General features: G+C 41.4%; 12 protein-coding genes and 1 riboswitch. Of the genes, 8 read left to right on the forward strand and 4 right to left on the reverse strand.

What is annotated here, in order from left to right:
* Window positions 1-7: 7 nt before the first annotated feature.
* From J8L86_RS11885 to J8L86_RS11905, 5 genes are all read left to right on the forward strand, one after another.
* Entirely contained in the window at window positions 8-1,513 is a 1,506-nt protein-coding gene (locus J8L86_RS11885; protein WP_247663355.1) for an alkaline phosphatase, read from the forward strand.
* Window positions 1,514-1,674: 161 nt separating this feature from the next.
* Window positions 1,675-2,706: a methyltransferase gene (locus J8L86_RS11890; RefSeq protein WP_065109803.1), complete on the forward strand. Its 1,032-nt coding sequence runs from the start codon at window positions 1,675-1,677 to the stop codon at window positions 2,704-2,706.
* Window positions 2,707-2,883: 177 nt separating this feature from the next.
* Window positions 2,884-4,551, forward strand: a complete 1,668-nt coding sequence (locus J8L86_RS11895; RefSeq protein ID WP_211030453.1) for a FapA family protein — start codon at window positions 2,884-2,886, stop codon at window positions 4,549-4,551.
* Between the two features lie 179 nt (window positions 4,552-4,730).
* Window positions 4,731-5,111: a DUF4144 family protein gene (locus J8L86_RS11900; protein ID WP_211030455.1), complete on the forward strand. Its 381-nt coding sequence runs from the start codon at window positions 4,731-4,733 to the stop codon at window positions 5,109-5,111.
* A 99-nt stretch (window positions 5,112-5,210) separates the two neighbouring features.
* A complete protein-coding gene (locus J8L86_RS11905) occupies window positions 5,211-6,341 on the forward strand; it encodes a site-2 protease family protein (RefSeq protein ID WP_055022663.1) in 1,131 nt (376 codons plus the stop codon).
* Between the two features lie 60 nt (window positions 6,342-6,401).
* Here J8L86_RS11905 and J8L86_RS11910 read toward each other — a convergent pair whose 3' ends face one another.
* The 3 genes from J8L86_RS11910 to J8L86_RS11920 form a co-directional block, all read right to left on the reverse strand.
* The gene (locus tag J8L86_RS11910; protein WP_211030457.1) at window positions 6,402-7,541 is read right to left on the reverse strand and encodes a succinylglutamate desuccinylase/aspartoacylase family protein; all 1,140 of its coding nucleotides are present in this window, start codon (window positions 7,539-7,541) and stop codon (window positions 6,402-6,404) included.
* Between the two features lie 53 nt (window positions 7,542-7,594).
* Complete coding sequence (gene lysC, locus J8L86_RS11915) at window positions 7,595-8,944, reverse strand: lysine-sensitive aspartokinase 3 (RefSeq protein WP_055022664.1); 1,350 nt, start codon at window positions 8,942-8,944, stop codon at window positions 7,595-7,597.
* Window positions 8,945-9,087: 143 nt separating this feature from the next.
* A riboswitch (Lysine riboswitch) is annotated at window positions 9,088-9,264 on the reverse strand.
* Between the two features lie 451 nt (window positions 9,265-9,715).
* Window positions 9,716-10,150 carry a DUF3293 domain-containing protein gene (locus J8L86_RS11920; RefSeq protein ID WP_211030459.1) on the reverse strand — a complete coding sequence of 145 codons (435 nt, stop codon included), beginning with the start codon at window positions 10,148-10,150 and terminating at the stop codon, window positions 9,716-9,718.
* Window positions 10,151-10,832: 682 nt separating this feature from the next.
* On the opposite strand from J8L86_RS11920, the gene arcA reads away from it, so the two are divergent.
* Window positions 10,833-11,549 carry a two-component system response regulator ArcA gene (gene arcA, locus J8L86_RS11925; protein ID WP_055022666.1) on the forward strand — a complete coding sequence of 239 codons (717 nt, stop codon included), beginning with the start codon at window positions 10,833-10,835 and terminating at the stop codon, window positions 11,547-11,549.
* 48 nt (window positions 11,550-11,597) lie between these two features.
* Window positions 11,598-11,741 carry a hypothetical protein gene (locus J8L86_RS11930; RefSeq protein WP_156669181.1) on the forward strand — a complete coding sequence of 48 codons (144 nt, stop codon included), beginning with the start codon at window positions 11,598-11,600 and terminating at the stop codon, window positions 11,739-11,741.
* 51 nt (window positions 11,742-11,792) lie between these two features.
* Here the strand turns inward: J8L86_RS11930 and J8L86_RS11935 are convergent, their stop codons facing one another.
* Entirely contained in the window at window positions 11,793-14,063 is a 2,271-nt protein-coding gene (locus J8L86_RS11935) for a S9 family peptidase (protein ID WP_211030461.1), read from the reverse strand.
* Between the two features lie 234 nt (window positions 14,064-14,297).
* Between J8L86_RS11935 and J8L86_RS11940 the strand changes: the two genes are divergently transcribed.
* The gene (locus J8L86_RS11940; protein WP_211030463.1) at window positions 14,298-15,290 is read left to right on the forward strand and encodes a class 1 fructose-bisphosphatase; all 993 of its coding nucleotides are present in this window, start codon (window positions 14,298-14,300) and stop codon (window positions 15,288-15,290) included.
* Window positions 15,291-15,322: the final 32 nt, after the last annotated feature.

Consider the following 15,322-nt stretch of genomic DNA (forward strand, 5'->3'; position numbering starts at 1 on the left):
ATTTATCATGACAATAAGAACAACACTGAGCTTAATGCTTGGGATGACTCTGTGTTTCTCATCGGTTTCTATGGCAAGTCAGCCATTAGCAGAAGCCAATATGCTTGCAGCAACCAAACAGACCAATCAAGTACAGGTTCAAGTTTCTAGCGTTTCTGATACCACTGTTTCTAGTGCTCCAAGCACAACACCACAAGCCACAAATTCTGACACAGCTCCAAGCAAGGACTCATCAACACCTATTGTCGCGCCCATCACTAATACTCCTAATAAAAAAGCAAAACAAACTTCAGGCCCGGCTAAACCCAAGAATATGATCATTATGATTGGTGATGGTATGGGTCCCGCATACACCACCGCCTACCGCTATTTTAAAGATAACCCTGAAACACAAGAGATTGAACAAACAGTGTTTGATCGCTTACTTGTCGGTATGTCAAGCACTTACCCAGCACCTGTTAGCGGATATGTCACAGATTCAGCCGCATCAGCCACAGCCTTAGCGACGGGCTTTAAAACCTATAACGGTGCCATTGCTGTTGATGAAAATAAACGTCCGTTGACAACCATTATGGAAATGGCTAAAAAGCGAGGTTTATCGACTGGCGTAGCTGTATCATCTCAGGTAAATCATGCCACACCAGCGGCTTTTCTTGCCCATAATGAACACCGCAGAAACTACGTCGAAATCGCTGAGGACTACCTTAACTCTGATGCAGATGCCATTTTAGGTGGCGGACAAAAATACTTTTCAGAAGCCTTACTGAAGCAATTTACCGATAAAGGTTATCAGCACATCACAGAGTTTGCTCAATTAGACTCTATAACCGAACCTAAAGTGCTAGGACTGTTTGCCGATGTGCAACTGCCTTGGGTCATCGATGACAAACAAGGACACAAACTCAGCACCTTAACTCAAAAAGCATTAGAATTATTATCTCAAAACGAGCAAGGTTTTGTCTTAATGGTTGAAGGTAGCCTAATCGACTGGGCTGGCCATTCAAATGATATCGCCACGGCCATGGGAGAAATGGATGAGTTCGCTAATGCTATCGAGGTTGTGGAGCAATTTGTTCGTGAACGCCAAGATACGCTAATGGTTGTTACTGCTGACCACAATACCGGTGGCCTATCTATCGGCGCAAATAATGAATACGCTTGGGAGCCCGCGATTCTTCATCAGATAACGGCTTCACCTGAAATGATTGCAAAAGCTCTAATCGCAACTGATGAATGGCAAAAACGATTTAACGAGCTCATTGGTTTTGAGGCAACAGACGAAGAAATCGCTAAGCTTAGCGCTGCAAGAATGCAGGGACAAAAGCAGCTATTTACAACCATTTTATCTGTCATAGATCTTCGTACAAACACAGGTTGGACGTCTTTAGGACACACTGCTGATGACGTACAAGTGTTTGCCGCTGGACCAGGAGCAATTTTATTCAGTGGTCACCAAGATAATATTGATATCGCCACCAAGATGATGAGTTTATTGCCTAAAGCTGCTCGATAACCCCTAAATCTCATCTCTTGATGAAAGGGCGCAGTATTAGCTGTGCCCTTTTTTATGCAAGTTTACCTTTAATAAACACGCTTTGATAACGTAAACAGTTCAGCACTTCTTTGCTATAATCGCCCTCATAACAACTGAGTTAATTTATTAAGGTCGATTCTGTGCTCACCAACACTTCTCAAGTTTTAATGCGCAATGTTCAATTCATCGAAAACCAGCACCTGCTGATTTTAAACCATGAAGCCGATACTCTCGCATCAGAGCTCCTTAGTCATGCTGCATCAGTTACAAGCTTAGCGCTTGATTTTAATCATTATCAATATGTGGCTAAACAGGATAAAGCGCATCTTACGAGCTACTTTGGTCACCAACTGCCTGACGATACCAAACAGAAGTTTGATACTGTCATTGTCTACTTTCCAAAAGCAAAAGCATTGGCGCCCTACCTATTTCAATTAGCAGCTCAACATCTATCTGTTGGCGGTACGCTTATCGTTATTGGCGACAATAAAGGCGGAGTAAAATCCTTAGCAAAACTATTGCCTGACTATTATTCTGCGCCATTAAAGCGCGATAATGCTCGTCATTGTTTACTATTCATTGCTGAATTAACCGCAATTGCACCAATATTCTCGATTGAAGATTGGGTCAGCCACTATTCATTATCGACACCACAAGGAGACATTATTATTTGTAACCTTGTTGGCGTGTTCAGTGAGAAAAAGCTCGATCAAGGTACTGAATTACTACTGTCAAACCTGCCAGAATTATCGGGAAGAGTTCTAGATTTCGGCTGTGGAGCTGGCGTTATAAGTGCAGCAATGCTTAAAGTAAACCCACAACTTAACGTTGAATGTATTGATATTAATGCAATGGCGCTCAAAGCCTGCGAGCTGACCTTAGCTGCCAATCAGATGACTGCTAAAGTTTATCCATCAGATGGCTTTAAACAAATACAAGGGCAATTTAACGGCATAATTTCTAATCCGCCGTTTCACGATGGATTAGCCGCCACCACACATATTGCCAAAGATTTCGTCAAGCAAAGCGCCAGCAGTTTATCTGCCAAGGGTGTATGGCAAATTGTGGCTAACCGTAACCTTCCATACGCAGACACAATTGCAGCTGAATTTGGCCAAGTTAATGTTCCTGCTGAAAATAATAAGTACAAATTGTACTTTTTCCATAAGTAACAACAAATTAACAACTAAAGAAAGATGAGTGCTAATTCTCAATTTGCGCTCATAAGCTTGATAATTATCTAGTCTTTATTCATAAAAACAGCTACATTTTGATATCAACACCACACATTATGAAAAACAATACATGAGCTAACACGCATTTAAGTCTCATGGCTAATAAGGGTTTTTATGCTGGATTGGAGCATGGCTGTTTTTAATGAAACTCAAACCCAAGTAGAGTTTCGTGTTACGCCCAATATTCATGGGCCAATTTCTGAAGATGACGTAAAACAGCTACTGACGCAGGCAGAGTTTGCCATGCTGAAACCGTTAACCCACAACATTCATAATTGTGTCGCTGAAGTTAATGCCCTCAGCACTCATGACAATGGTAAGCATGAGTTATTTTTTATCATTGGTGAACGAGCTGATGGCAGTGTGACCATAGAAATCAGCGAAGATAAAATGTCGGCCTCTATGACATTAGCATCAGCATGGGGTGGGAAAGACCCTTCACTGCCAATGATCCTTAACACCCTAAAATCCCATAAAGTCAAAATGGGATTAAGCAAACCTAAAATTCAATCTCTGATCCAGCAATTAGCGATTTTACCGCCGGGTGAAAGTTGCAGTAGCCAAATCGCCATTGGCAAATTGGCTGTAAATGGCATTAATGCAACATTAACAAGACAAGTCCCCCTTGCTCGTGAACGGTTATTACAACCTCAAGAACGTGAAGATGGCTCTGTCGACATGCGAAATCTGGGCGCAATGATCATGGTGAAGCCAGGCGACGTTTTAATGATAAAAACGCCTGCGACTACCGGTACTCCAGGCTATAACGTACACGGGGAACCTATCATGCAGATTGAGGGCAAAGATCTGCAAATGAAGCCGGGTAATGGCACTGAATTATTAAGTAGCGATACCAACCAACTTGTCGCAACAGTATCTGGTCAACCTGTTGAAACACCAAAAGGTATGCAAGTAGATGATGTACTGCAAATTAAAGATGTTGACGTAAAATACGGCCATGTTGATTTTGAAGGTAGTGTCTTAATCACAGGCGATGTCCACGAGGGGATGAAAGTAAAAAGCACTGGTGACATTACTGTTATGGGGTTTGTAGACTCAGCTAGCCTTGAAGCCCAAGGCGATGTAATTGTCAGTAAAGGAGTCATTGGCCGACAAATTAAAGAGCATGAGTTAAGTACCCATATTACTGCCCGTGGCCAAATCTGTGCTCAGTTTGTGCAATATTCCAATTTAACCGCCAAAAGTGACATCTTAGTCACTAAACAACTGCTTCATAGCCATTCAGTCTCAGACAATGTCATTACCGTTAGCGATCCTAATGCCAGACGAGGCGATCTTGTCGGTGGGCGAGCGACCGCTAAAAAAGGCATTAAGGCTGTAGCTTTTGGCGCAACGGCTGGCACTAAGACTGAGCTTTATTGCGCCATGGATCAAACTGAGCTCAAAGCTGAGGCTAAAGCCTGTGATGACCAAGCTAAGCAGCTTGTTGTCGCAGGATTAGATATCGAGTCTCGCTTGAGAAAGCTGCCTCCAAAAACGGAGTGGCAAACAGATGCCGGAATGATTGAGCAAGTGAAAATGATGCTTGATGAGAAAAAAGAAATCGCCAATCGCCGTGCGAAAGCTGAAGCAGAATGTAAGCAACTTCAGCAAGAAGTGGATGGCTATTACAGTAAATATTTTGTGCAAGCAGAGAAACACATCTTTGCCAATGTAGAGATTCATATTGGCCCAGCGCAAAATCGCACCCAGCGTGAACATGGCCCTTGTCATGTTAAAAACCTCCATAATGAAATCAGTTTCGATTATGGTAGCCATTAATTTCTAACTTGGCCGATTGCGATCAGCGAATGCAGCAATTAGCATGATAATTGTTGCTATCAAACAGCAACTTATAAAACATTCAACGTTAAAAACCTAATCGCTTTTTTTACTAAATATCGCACTTAGGAAACAGTTAACAAGTTGACTGAATTTATTGACCATTAGAGAAGAATTCGATGCTAGCGATTTGTTGGCCAGCAATTATAAAACAGCAAGCAAGTGAAGAGCTCATTTACCTCGCTAATCAGACTGACTGGCTAGAGTATTGTTGTTTACAACTGCACCTCATAGGTAGTAACGATAGATTATTAGATAGCGAGGGCTCTACATTCGATATTGTTATCGAGGCGCAAGCTCACCCTCAACAACATCAGGCTTATCACCCAACAGCGGAATTACCACAATTTAGAGCAAGCCAGCACCCCATAGATTTAGTGACCTTTATTCAATACGTACGCACACATGCAACCCTTAATGGTCATTGCTGCAGTGCAAAACTGGTGTTTACGGATATCAAGCAAGGTATCGACACTGTGGCATATCTTGAATCTATTTAGCTTGAGTCACTGCAACCTATCGGGCAAAATGCCTAGCAATTTCACCATCGCTACTTCACTCATCATGACTCATCACACAACAATGGAACAGTAAAAGATATGGAACTGCTGAATATAGAATGCCTTGGCAAACGTCTACGATTAGAAGGCTCTATGGCCGGTTGGCAACAACTTTATTGGGATAATCAATTAGTCTCTCAAAAATCGGCATCTGCAGATAACCAGGCTTTCAATGTGCACGAATTCGAATTATCGCGCCCGGCTTCAATGGCGGGAGCAACGACTGATGACATTATTACTGAAACCAGTAAAACCATTGTAAAAGTAAGAGTAGAGGCTGATGTCCAGTGGCAGCCTTTTATCATTAACTACACGATTTTGGTTGATAATGACACAGTAGCTCAAGGGCAGAGAAATACTAAAGATATCGAACAACAAGTGCCTGAAGTCGCTCCTGTTAAAACGCAAAAATTCAGTATGATTGGCTTAGCCTCACTTGGGTTCAAGCTATTAAAAAGTGCCAAAGTTGTCAAAGCTATGCTCGCTGCGGCAAGTGTCGCGGCCTATTCATGGCTATTCTCAATTGAATTTGCACTTGCATTAATTGCCTGTCTGGTTGTTCACGAATATGGCCATATTAAAGCCATGAAGCACTTTGGTATGAAAACCAAAGGGATTTACCTTATCCCATTCATGGGCGGTTTAGCTGTCAGCGATGAGCGAATAAATACTCGATGGCAAAATGTCGTCATCTCTATCATGGGGCCAACATTTGGCCTCTTGATGTCAATAGCCTGCATGGTCGCTTATTGGATCACCGGCAATATCTTTTTTGCAGGTTTAGCCAGTTTTAACGCCTTACTAAATCTGTTTAATCTACTGCCAATTTTACCCTTAGATGGCGGCCATATTCTTAAAAGCATCACTTTTTCAATGAACAGCATGGTAGGGTTAATAGCCTGTATCGCTGGAGCGGCAATAGGCGTATTTATCAGTTACAGCTTAGGGCTGGCTTTATTAGGATTCTTGTTGCTAATTGGTAGTTTAGAGATTGTATTTGAGTGGAAAACTCGGCACCAAAGTCACCTGTTGCCCTTAGATAGGTATGGGCAAATTTTCTCAACGGTTTGGTACTTTTTAACGGTTGGTCTACTTATCGCTATTATTTGGTATTTTGCAGCTTCAGGCGACGAGATGCTGGCTATGCCGCTTGAAATTTTAAAGAGTTAATACTTCAATATGCTATCGCTGGCAGTTTGCAATATCGTTGCTATTGCCAGCGACTCACCATTAACTGATCTCAAAAACCTTGGTCATTACCTTATAAAGCTCTGTCCCTTGATGCACAGAAGCTGAGGCAAAATGCAGTACAGGAACGCAATCACAAGGTAAACTGATTGTCGTCACGGCATTCTCAGTTCCGTATTGATCAAGTCGTAAAAGGGTCACTAACGGCTCACCAGCTTTCAAAGGGTGTCCTACCTCTGCGCAATACTCCACTAATCCAGCTTTTGGTGCATGGAATTTTTTATAGTTAGCTAAATCACATCCCCAACGCTTCATTGGTGCAGGTTGCACTTTTTCTGCGATTACACCTCTATGACTTAAGTACGCCAAGATCCCCATCGCATCGAGTTCTGCATCAGCCATATCGACACGCTCTTGACTCGCCAATTCAAGCGTAAACGCCGCTACGGGGACGTCAAAATGTCTCCCTTGACGCGCACAAAAGCGTTGGAGCTGCCACCACGGGTAAAATGCAGCCTCATCCATAGCACCGCCAAACTCATTAGGAATTACCAATGAATAAGGAATTGAGAAATAAGCCGCAGATGCGACATCATACTCTGGGCAATATAGATGTTTTGCAGACTTAGGGCCGGTATGTAAATCCAATACAATATCCGCTTGATGCGCCATCGATTGTAGTGTCACCGCGAGTTGATGCCCCGTGCTAATTCCCCAAGAGTTATTTAAACGTTGCTGACAGCTTTGTGCTAATAACACTCGAAATGCGGCGAACAACTCATTATTTGATAAAGCCTTGTTTGCTTGATACCAATTAGGAATGTCAGCCACTATTGCGGCATGTTCAAAATATTCTCTATTCCAGTTCACTCCCGTAATAGGATCAAATCGCCCAAGAGTAAACTCACCACTTTTTTGATTAATCCCCAATGGGTTAGCTAAAGGAACACAATGTATATCACCTAAGATTTGATGGCCTTCTAATAGCGTCATCAACTGATGAATTACCGCGTTACCCTGCACTTCTGCGCCATGAACATTGGCTTGAATATAGACAGATGGTGCAGCACTATCACTTCCTTTAAACGTATAAATAGGAGCTGTTAGCGCTTGGCCAGTAGCCAATTCACCTAATTGAACTGTAGATACGTAAGCGTTGGAGGTGCGATTCGCTTCTGTCATATATTCTTTAGCCTCATATGTTCCAAGCATTGTTACTTGGTGAACACTTCCTATTATTCAAATAAATTTTGGTGCAATGAATTAACCACATCTGCCGCTTCAGACTCTGCTACTAATACACATAAGTTATGCGGGCTTGCGCCTTGACAAATCATTCGCACATTGTGCTTTTCTAATACTGAGAAAACACGGCTACAAATCCCTGCTGTTGAGGCAATTTTATTACCAATAATAGCCACTAGCGCCAATTTATCTTCAACACGAACTCGACAATGCTGTGATAACTCCTGCAGTAATGATTCACTCAATAACCCCTGACCGCTAGAGTCTGATCCTGTTTTATCGAGCGTTAATGAAACATTCACTTCTGAAGTGGTAATCAGATCAACTGAGATTTTGTGCTTGGCTAATGTCGCAAATGTTTCAGCAAGGAAGCCTTGTGCATGCAACATTTGCAGGCTGTGCAAATTAAGCAGGGTTTGATCACGTCTTAATGCAACAGCACGGTATACGGGAGCATTTTCTACTTGATGTCGAATCCAAGTACCGCCTTGTTCTGGCGCTTTACTTGAACCAACAAACACTTGAATTTGTTGACGAACGGCAGGAAGAATCGTCGCAGGATGCAATACTTTAGCACCAAATGTTGCCATTTCAGCGGCTTCATTAAAGCTGATTTCAGGGATTGGTCTAGCATTGGGAGCAAGACGAGGATCGGTTGTATAAATACCTGCTACATCGGTCCAGATTTCTACCGCATCAGCTTTTAAGCCCTCTGCCAACAGTGCTGCTGAATAATCACTACCACCACGGCCAAGAGTAGTGGTGCGCCCTTGGTCATCAGCGCCAATGAAACCTTGCGTAACAATAACTTCATTGGCTAATAGTGGTGCTAAATGCTCAGCACCTAACGATGCTATTTGCTCTATTTGCGGCTCTGCGCGGCCAAAATGGCTGTCTGTACGTAATACTTGTCTGACATCAAATGCACTTGAAGGAGTGCCCTTTTCACGAATAACAGCAGAAAATAGCAATGAAGAACATTGCTCTCCCATTGAAAGTAGTTCATCAATGATTGCTTTACTGCGATCTAATACAAGCGCATCACTGAGCACTGACATACGGCTAAGTAACTTATCAATACCTGCGGCAACATCTTGAGGACGATCGAGCTGATCAACAATGTCATATTGAATTTGGCCAATTTGCGTCAGTAATGCTAAACGACGCTTGTCATTCACATTAGCTTGCGTAAGCTCCACCAATAAATTAGTTACGCCGCTGGATGCACTAACAACAACGACTCGAGTATGTCTGTTGGCTAAGATAATATCGGCGCAGCGGTTCATTGCAGCGTAATCAGCCACAGAGGTTCCACCGAATTTAGCTACAACTAAGCTCATACTGACACCTCCACGCTTGAAGGCTGACATACAAATACGAATTGACTACTTAGATTAAAAAACATGATTACACTCCGAACTTACTTCGTTCGAAGAGCCTGGTGCAGTGATAACGCACCCTTATAAGAAGGGAAACAGCAATCTTCACCAGAAGCTCTCCACCAATGAATAGGTGACAATCGTTAGGATTCAGCCTAATCGACCGATATGAAATGAAACCAACCATTTGACATACCTCGGCGCTAATCTCCCTCATAAGTGGTTTTAGGAATTGGTTTTCCTCGCACTTACTACCTAGCTAACGCTCCTCTTCTGTTTCTTCCCTCTGGAAGAAATTGAAAAATACCAATAAATAACCACCTAAGTCAATTATGGAATGTAATAAAATTACTAAATAACTGAATACTGAATATACGACATTCATACTCGCTGTCATCACATCAGCTTAGATATTTAAATAGTTTGGATAAAAATAGCTTTATTTACAGACACTAAAGATATGAAAGCACGCATTAACTTTAACGTAAAATGCTAACAATACAGTATTTAGCTATATTAAATAGACCATAAGGGAAGTTTTAGTTTCAAACTCTGAATAAAGGCATTTTTAGATAGGTCGGCCTTCCATAAGCCATTTCTAATTCAAATCAATACAGCGCTATTATAAATAACCTTGTCTATATAAAGTGGGTTTATCAGCTGCCCTAATGCGTTGATATAATAGATGAGTAGCAGTATCAGCTTGACGGAACAGCTTTATCAATCAAAAAATTACTCATGAAGATCAGGCAACTCATTGACCACCTGAGTGCGAGTCATAAAATCGCCTATCATCACTTCTTTATCAGGTGCATCGCCACAAGCAACTAATGACAAACGGCCTTGATTGACATAATAGATTGCATGCTGTTTAAACTCGCGTCCAAGCTCCAAAGCTTGTTCTTTTTCAATAAAGATAGCCCAGCTTTTTTCCATATGAGATAAATCGGGAGCGGCTCCAATAAGCGAGCGATATGGACGCTTATATTGTTCGATTTTGGTTTGTAATTGGCGGTCGAGCAAACGGTTTTGACAAGGAGTTAAGATACTCCCTAACGGGTTATGAGCAGTGACGATTGCAAAAGGAATATCATTCGCAAGTCTCTGCGTTAGTAAGAATTGTGTCCCTTGATATTTGTGCCAAAGGCACTCAATTGCATTTTTCATTATTTCATTTTCTCTGTTGAACCCAGTTTACAGTAGCAAACCCTTTATTACAGTGACAGCCCATGTGATACAAGTCACAAGAACCATAATTATATTAACCTTTTAAATCAGCATCTTACCTAAAAAACCAATTTTGTAACAATTCTAGAGAGTAAATTTGTTAACATTTCATTTGTTAACAAATGCCTAAAACGAGTACAATAATCATCACTAGCTAGATTTTGCTACATAACTATTAACAGTGATACAAGCAGTTACATACTTCAGTAGTTTAATTGCTACTAAATTTTCAAGCTTGTACATTTTGTTCTACATTTTAGATGATATAAATATAGAACAATTATTAGTTTGCCAAGGAACTTTAACGAGCAATCTAATCTCATAGTTTTATGAATCATTGTTTTAATAGATCTTTCGACTGATTGTGAGTCAATTAATACTCAGCATACAATCTAAGTATTGATTTTTTATGATCACATTTATGTCACGTATGTCACTTTAATGATGTATTAAGCTGAATGTATATAATGTAGTTAGTCATGAAGCGTGTTTTGTTCAGGGCAGACATAGATAAACACCTATCGTGAAATTGAAAAATTATCGGCACTTTCATAAATAAGCAGTGCCACCGCCCTAGTGCAACATGACTAGAATCGAATTGTTTTTAATTTAGGTAAATAACATGCAAAACCCACACATTCTTATTGTTGAAGATGAAGCTGTAACCCGTAATACTCTGCGCAGTATTTTTGAAGCAGAAGGGTATGTAGTAACTGAAGCAAACGATGGCGCAGAAATGCACACAGCCATGCAGGATAATAAGATTAATCTTGTTGTTATGGATATCAATCTTCCTGGTAAAAACGGTTTATTGTTAGCTCGTGAACTTCGTGAAATCAACAACATCGGTCTTATTTTCTTGACTGGTCGTGATAACGAAGTTGACAAAATTCTTGGTTTAGAAATTGGCGCTGATGACTACATCACTAAGCCATTTAACCCACGCGAATTAACTATCCGTGCTCGTAACTTATTAACTCGTGTTAATAGCACTGGCGCAGAAGTAGAAGAGAAAGGTTCAGTTGAGTTCTACCGTTTCAATGGTTGGAGCTTAGAAATCAACAGTCGTTCTCTAGTTAGCCCACAAGGTGAGTCTTACAAGCTACCACGTAGTGAATTCCGTGCAATGCTTCACTTTGTTGAAAACCCAGGCAAAATCTTAACTCGTGCAGATCTGTTAATGAAAATGACTGGCCGTGAGCTTAAGCCACATGACCGTACTGTTGACGTTACTATCCGTCGTATTCGTAAGCACTTCGAAAGCTTACCTGATACGCCAGAAATCATCGCGACTATCCACGGTGAAGGCTATCGTTTTTGCGGTAACTTAGAAGACTAATCATTAATAGTGATACAAAAAAGCCAAGTCAATGACTTGGCTTTTTTTATGACTTTTTATCAGTCACGTTTCTACAATGATCAGCATATGACATCTCGCCAAAGTGCATTACGCACTTACTTGTTTTTCCTTAAATCTAACATCCCTTTAATGGCGACGATTATTGTTGAGCAACTCTATCAAATTCTTTAAACACAATGCCCCCACAATCAAATTGAGGGCAATGAGTACCACTACAGCCATTTACTTCAACTCATTTTCCAAGAAAGCAGCCAATGATTTGTAAAGGTGATTTCTCACTTTCTCACCACGCATTGAATGTTTCGAACCTGGATAATCCATCATCTGAAATAATTTACCTTCGTCCTGCAATGCCTTATAAACACGCGTACTGTTTTCAAACAATACATTGTCATCGGCCATGCCGTGATACATCATCAAGCCTGATTGATAATTTTTCACATATGGTAAAACGCTCGCTGCATCATACCCTTTTTTATTTTTTTCTGGGTGACCCATGTAACGTTCTGTGTAATGGGTATCATATAAACGCCAATCCGTTACCGGAGCCCCAGAGATTGCCGCTTTAAAATAATCAGGCGCTTTAAACTGCGCCATAAGCGCCATGTACCCGCCATAACTATGGCCATAAATACCAATATTATCACCATCAACAAACGGTAAGCTTCTCAGGTAATCAACCCCGACTTTTTGATCCTCAACTTCCGCATCGCCCATATTTTGATAAATTACATACTCAAATTTTGTGCCGCGATGGGCAGAGCCACGATTATCAAGCTGAAATACTGCAAAGCCTTGTTGAAGTAAATACTGAGTAAAGTAATCCGCCTCACTCCAGCTATTAACGACTAATTGCGCATGTGGACCACCATAAACACGTACCACTACCGGATACTTTTTACTGTCATCAAATGGTACAGGCTTAAATAAGCGATACTGTAATGCTTGGCCATCTTCAGCTTTAAGCTCGCCAAACTCAGGCATTTTCCAAAGGCCTGCAAAATCATACAAAGGATGCGACGAGTTAACTTCGTTTTGTTCAACCCAAGCTAAACGCTGACCGTTTTCATCATGTAGGCTGACTTGAGGTGGCTGACTAAGACTATTGAAGTAATCGATATACACAGGTTTATTATTAGCAAAAACCGCTGAATGCATGCCACTTCGAGATGATAGCTTCTCTATTTCCCCGCCAGCTAACGGCACACGATATAAGTGACGCTCAACAACAGTATCTTTACGGCCAGAGAAATACACCCAACCGCCTTTTTCATCGACTAACTCCAGCGCATCAACCGTCCAATCACCTTGGGTTAATTGTTGCAGCACTTTGCCGCTTAAATCGAATAAGTAAAGGTGGTTAAAACCATCACGTTCTGATGCCCAAATGAAAGACTTTTGTTGTTTTAAAAACTGTAAATCGTCATTAAGATTAACCCAAGCTTCACTGCGTTCAGCAACAATGGTTTTCGTCTTGTTGTTACTGGTTAAATCAGCAATCCGTAAGTCTAGTGATTGTTGGTCGCGACTCTGCCATTGGAATGACAGATGCTTACTATCTGGTAACCATTTCACTCTTGGCAGGTAAACGTCTTTTTCTTTGCCTAAGTCAATCCATGAAACTTGTTGCTCTTTTCCTTCTTTGGCAAGCGTAATAACGCCTAACTCTATTTCAACGTTGGTTTTTCCCGCATATGGGTAACGCTGCTCGGTGAGTTTAATTCCATCAGCATAAATCTCATTACGAGTAACCAGCTCAACGCCTGACTCATCAATGCGAGTAAAGGCAATGGAAGTTTCATCTGGTGACCACCAGTAACCTGTCATGCGCCCCATTTCTTCTTGAGCGACAAATTCAGCCATACCATTTTTTATCGGCCCTTTGCCATCAAAAGTCAGTTGGATGAGTTTTGACGTTTCTAGGGCTAGGACAAAAATATTCTGCTCACGTACAAACGAAACAAAGTTTCCTTTTGGCGATAATCTTGCGTCAGTAGCAAAGCCTTCACCCGTATCCAGTTCTACCGTTTTATTGTCTGCTAAAGTGAAGTAATAAAGCTTACCCGCAGCAGGAATAAGCAAAGCTTGGCTGTTATCAGCCCAAAAATATTCCATGATCCCTTGACCATAAATACGCTGACGTTCACGGCGAGCTTTTTCTTCGTCAGAAAGCTCGCCTGACGCTAAATCATCAGCATTAAGCAATATGCTGCGTTTAGATGTCTTAATATCCATTTGCCATAAATCAAACAAATATTGGTTATCCTCACGGCTCGCAAGGTAGGTTACTCGACTGCCATCAGGTGACAGCTTTAACCCTCTTGGGCTTGCTCCTGCTAAGGCAGGCGATGCATGAATACGTTCGATAGTGAGTGGGGTAGAATTTCCTGTCATTTTCGTCGCCGCTATTGCTTGTGAAGAAACCAGTGCGCCAGCCAATGCTAACGACATTACCGACACAGCTGACCATGTCGCTTTCCATTTATTTGTCATTGTTATTCCTTGCTGTAAACCGAGGCAAATTTCATTATTTGAATTATTTATTTAACCTAATGCCTACTAGAATTCGTTATTTTGCCTGAGTTTATAACAAATCGGTATCCCGTCCTAACTTGCTCAACTTTTTCACGCTGTATTGTGCGTCAATCTGAGGTATTATCGTTGCCAATAAATTAAAACATTAACCACTGGTTACCGACCTTAACCTCTACTGTCTTAGGAACAAGCATGCAAACTTTGACACAAACCCTTACAAAACAAGCAGTACCCGACTCACTTTCACAACTCATTTTACGCTTAGCCGACTGTTCGAAAGACATCAGTCAAGCGGTTCGCCACGGCGCACTTGCTGGCGTCTTGGGCGCAACAGAGCAAGAAAATGTTCAAGGTGAAACTCAGAAAAAGCTCGACGTTATCACTAATGACATGCTTAAAGATGCGTTAAAAGCCGAAGGAAACGTGCGTGGACTCGCATCAGAAGAAGAAGATTATGTCGTTGAAGTCAATAAACAAGGCGAATTCCTTGTGTGTTTTGATCCCTTAGATGGTTCATCAAACATTGATATCAATTCGCTTGTTGGCACTATTTTTTCAATCTTGCCAGCACAAGATGGCGAATTAACTGAAGCCAGCTTTTTACAAAATGGTCGTCAGCAACTTGCTGCAGGTTACGTGCTTTATGGACCATCAACCATGATGGCATTAACCACTGGCCAAGGTACTCAGTTATACACCCTAAACCCTGATACCAATGAGTTTTTACTGACTGATGAAGCGGTTAACATCAGTAAAGACACTGCAGAGTTTGCCATCAATATGTCAAACCAGCGCTTTTGGGAAGCACCAATGCAAACTTACATCAGTGAATTATTGCTGGGTAACATTGGTCCTCGAGAAAAGTCATTTAACATGCGCTGGATTGCTGCGATGGTGGGCGATGTTCATCGCGTATTATGTCGTGGCGGTATCTTCATGTACCCAACTGACAATAAGAACCCAGAGAAGCCATACAAGCTACGTTTAATGTACGAAGCAAACCCTATGGCATTATTAGTTGAACAAGCCGGTGGTAAAGCCTCTACGGGTTATGGCGATATCTTAGATATTAAACCTGAAGAAATTCATCAGCGTGTTGCGGTTATCTTAGGTAGTGCTAACGAAGTCGATGCTTGCTTAAGCTATCATGGACTTGATTATAGTAACGAACCAGATATTGCATAATCGTGCAAACTTAATAAAAAAACCGCCAATTG

Origin of the sequence: Shewanella sp. MMG014 (genome assembly GCF_018100775.1) — a bacterium.
In the GTDB taxonomy this organism is placed as follows: Bacteria; Pseudomonadota; Gammaproteobacteria; order Enterobacterales; family Shewanellaceae; genus Shewanella; species Shewanella japonica.

What these genes read in the sequence shown, in the direction of transcription:
- J8L86_RS11885 (WP_247663355.1), top strand. Translation starts at nt 8, where the DNA reads ATGACAATAAGAACAACACTGAGCTTAATGCTTGGGATGACTCTGTGT.
- J8L86_RS11895 (WP_211030453.1), top strand. Translation starts at nt 2,884, where the DNA reads ATGCTGGATTGGAGCATGGCTGTTTTTAATGAAACTCAAACCCAAGTA.
- J8L86_RS11900 (WP_211030455.1), top strand. Translation starts at nt 4,731, where the DNA reads ATGCTAGCGATTTGTTGGCCAGCAATTATAAAACAGCAAGCAAGTGAA.
- J8L86_RS11905 (WP_055022663.1), top strand. Translation starts at nt 5,211, where the DNA reads ATGGAACTGCTGAATATAGAATGCCTTGGCAAACGTCTACGATTAGAA.
- J8L86_RS11910 (WP_211030457.1), bottom strand. Translation starts at nt 7,541, where the DNA reads ATGACAGAAGCGAATCGCACCTCCAACGCTTACGTATCTACAGTTCAA.
- lysC (WP_055022664.1), bottom strand. Translation starts at nt 8,944, where the DNA reads ATGAGCTTAGTTGTAGCTAAATTCGGTGGAACCTCTGTGGCTGATTAC.
- J8L86_RS11920 (WP_211030459.1), bottom strand. Translation starts at nt 10,150, where the DNA reads ATGAAAAATGCAATTGAGTGCCTTTGGCACAAATATCAAGGGACACAA.
- arcA (WP_055022666.1), top strand. Translation starts at nt 10,833, where the DNA reads ATGCAAAACCCACACATTCTTATTGTTGAAGATGAAGCTGTAACCCGT.
- J8L86_RS11930 (WP_156669181.1), top strand. Translation starts at nt 11,598, where the DNA reads ATGACTTTTTATCAGTCACGTTTCTACAATGATCAGCATATGACATCT.
- J8L86_RS11935 (WP_211030461.1), bottom strand. Translation starts at nt 14,063, where the DNA reads ATGACAAATAAATGGAAAGCGACATGGTCAGCTGTGTCGGTAATGTCG.
- J8L86_RS11940 (WP_211030463.1), top strand. Translation starts at nt 14,298, where the DNA reads ATGCAAACTTTGACACAAACCCTTACAAAACAAGCAGTACCCGACTCA.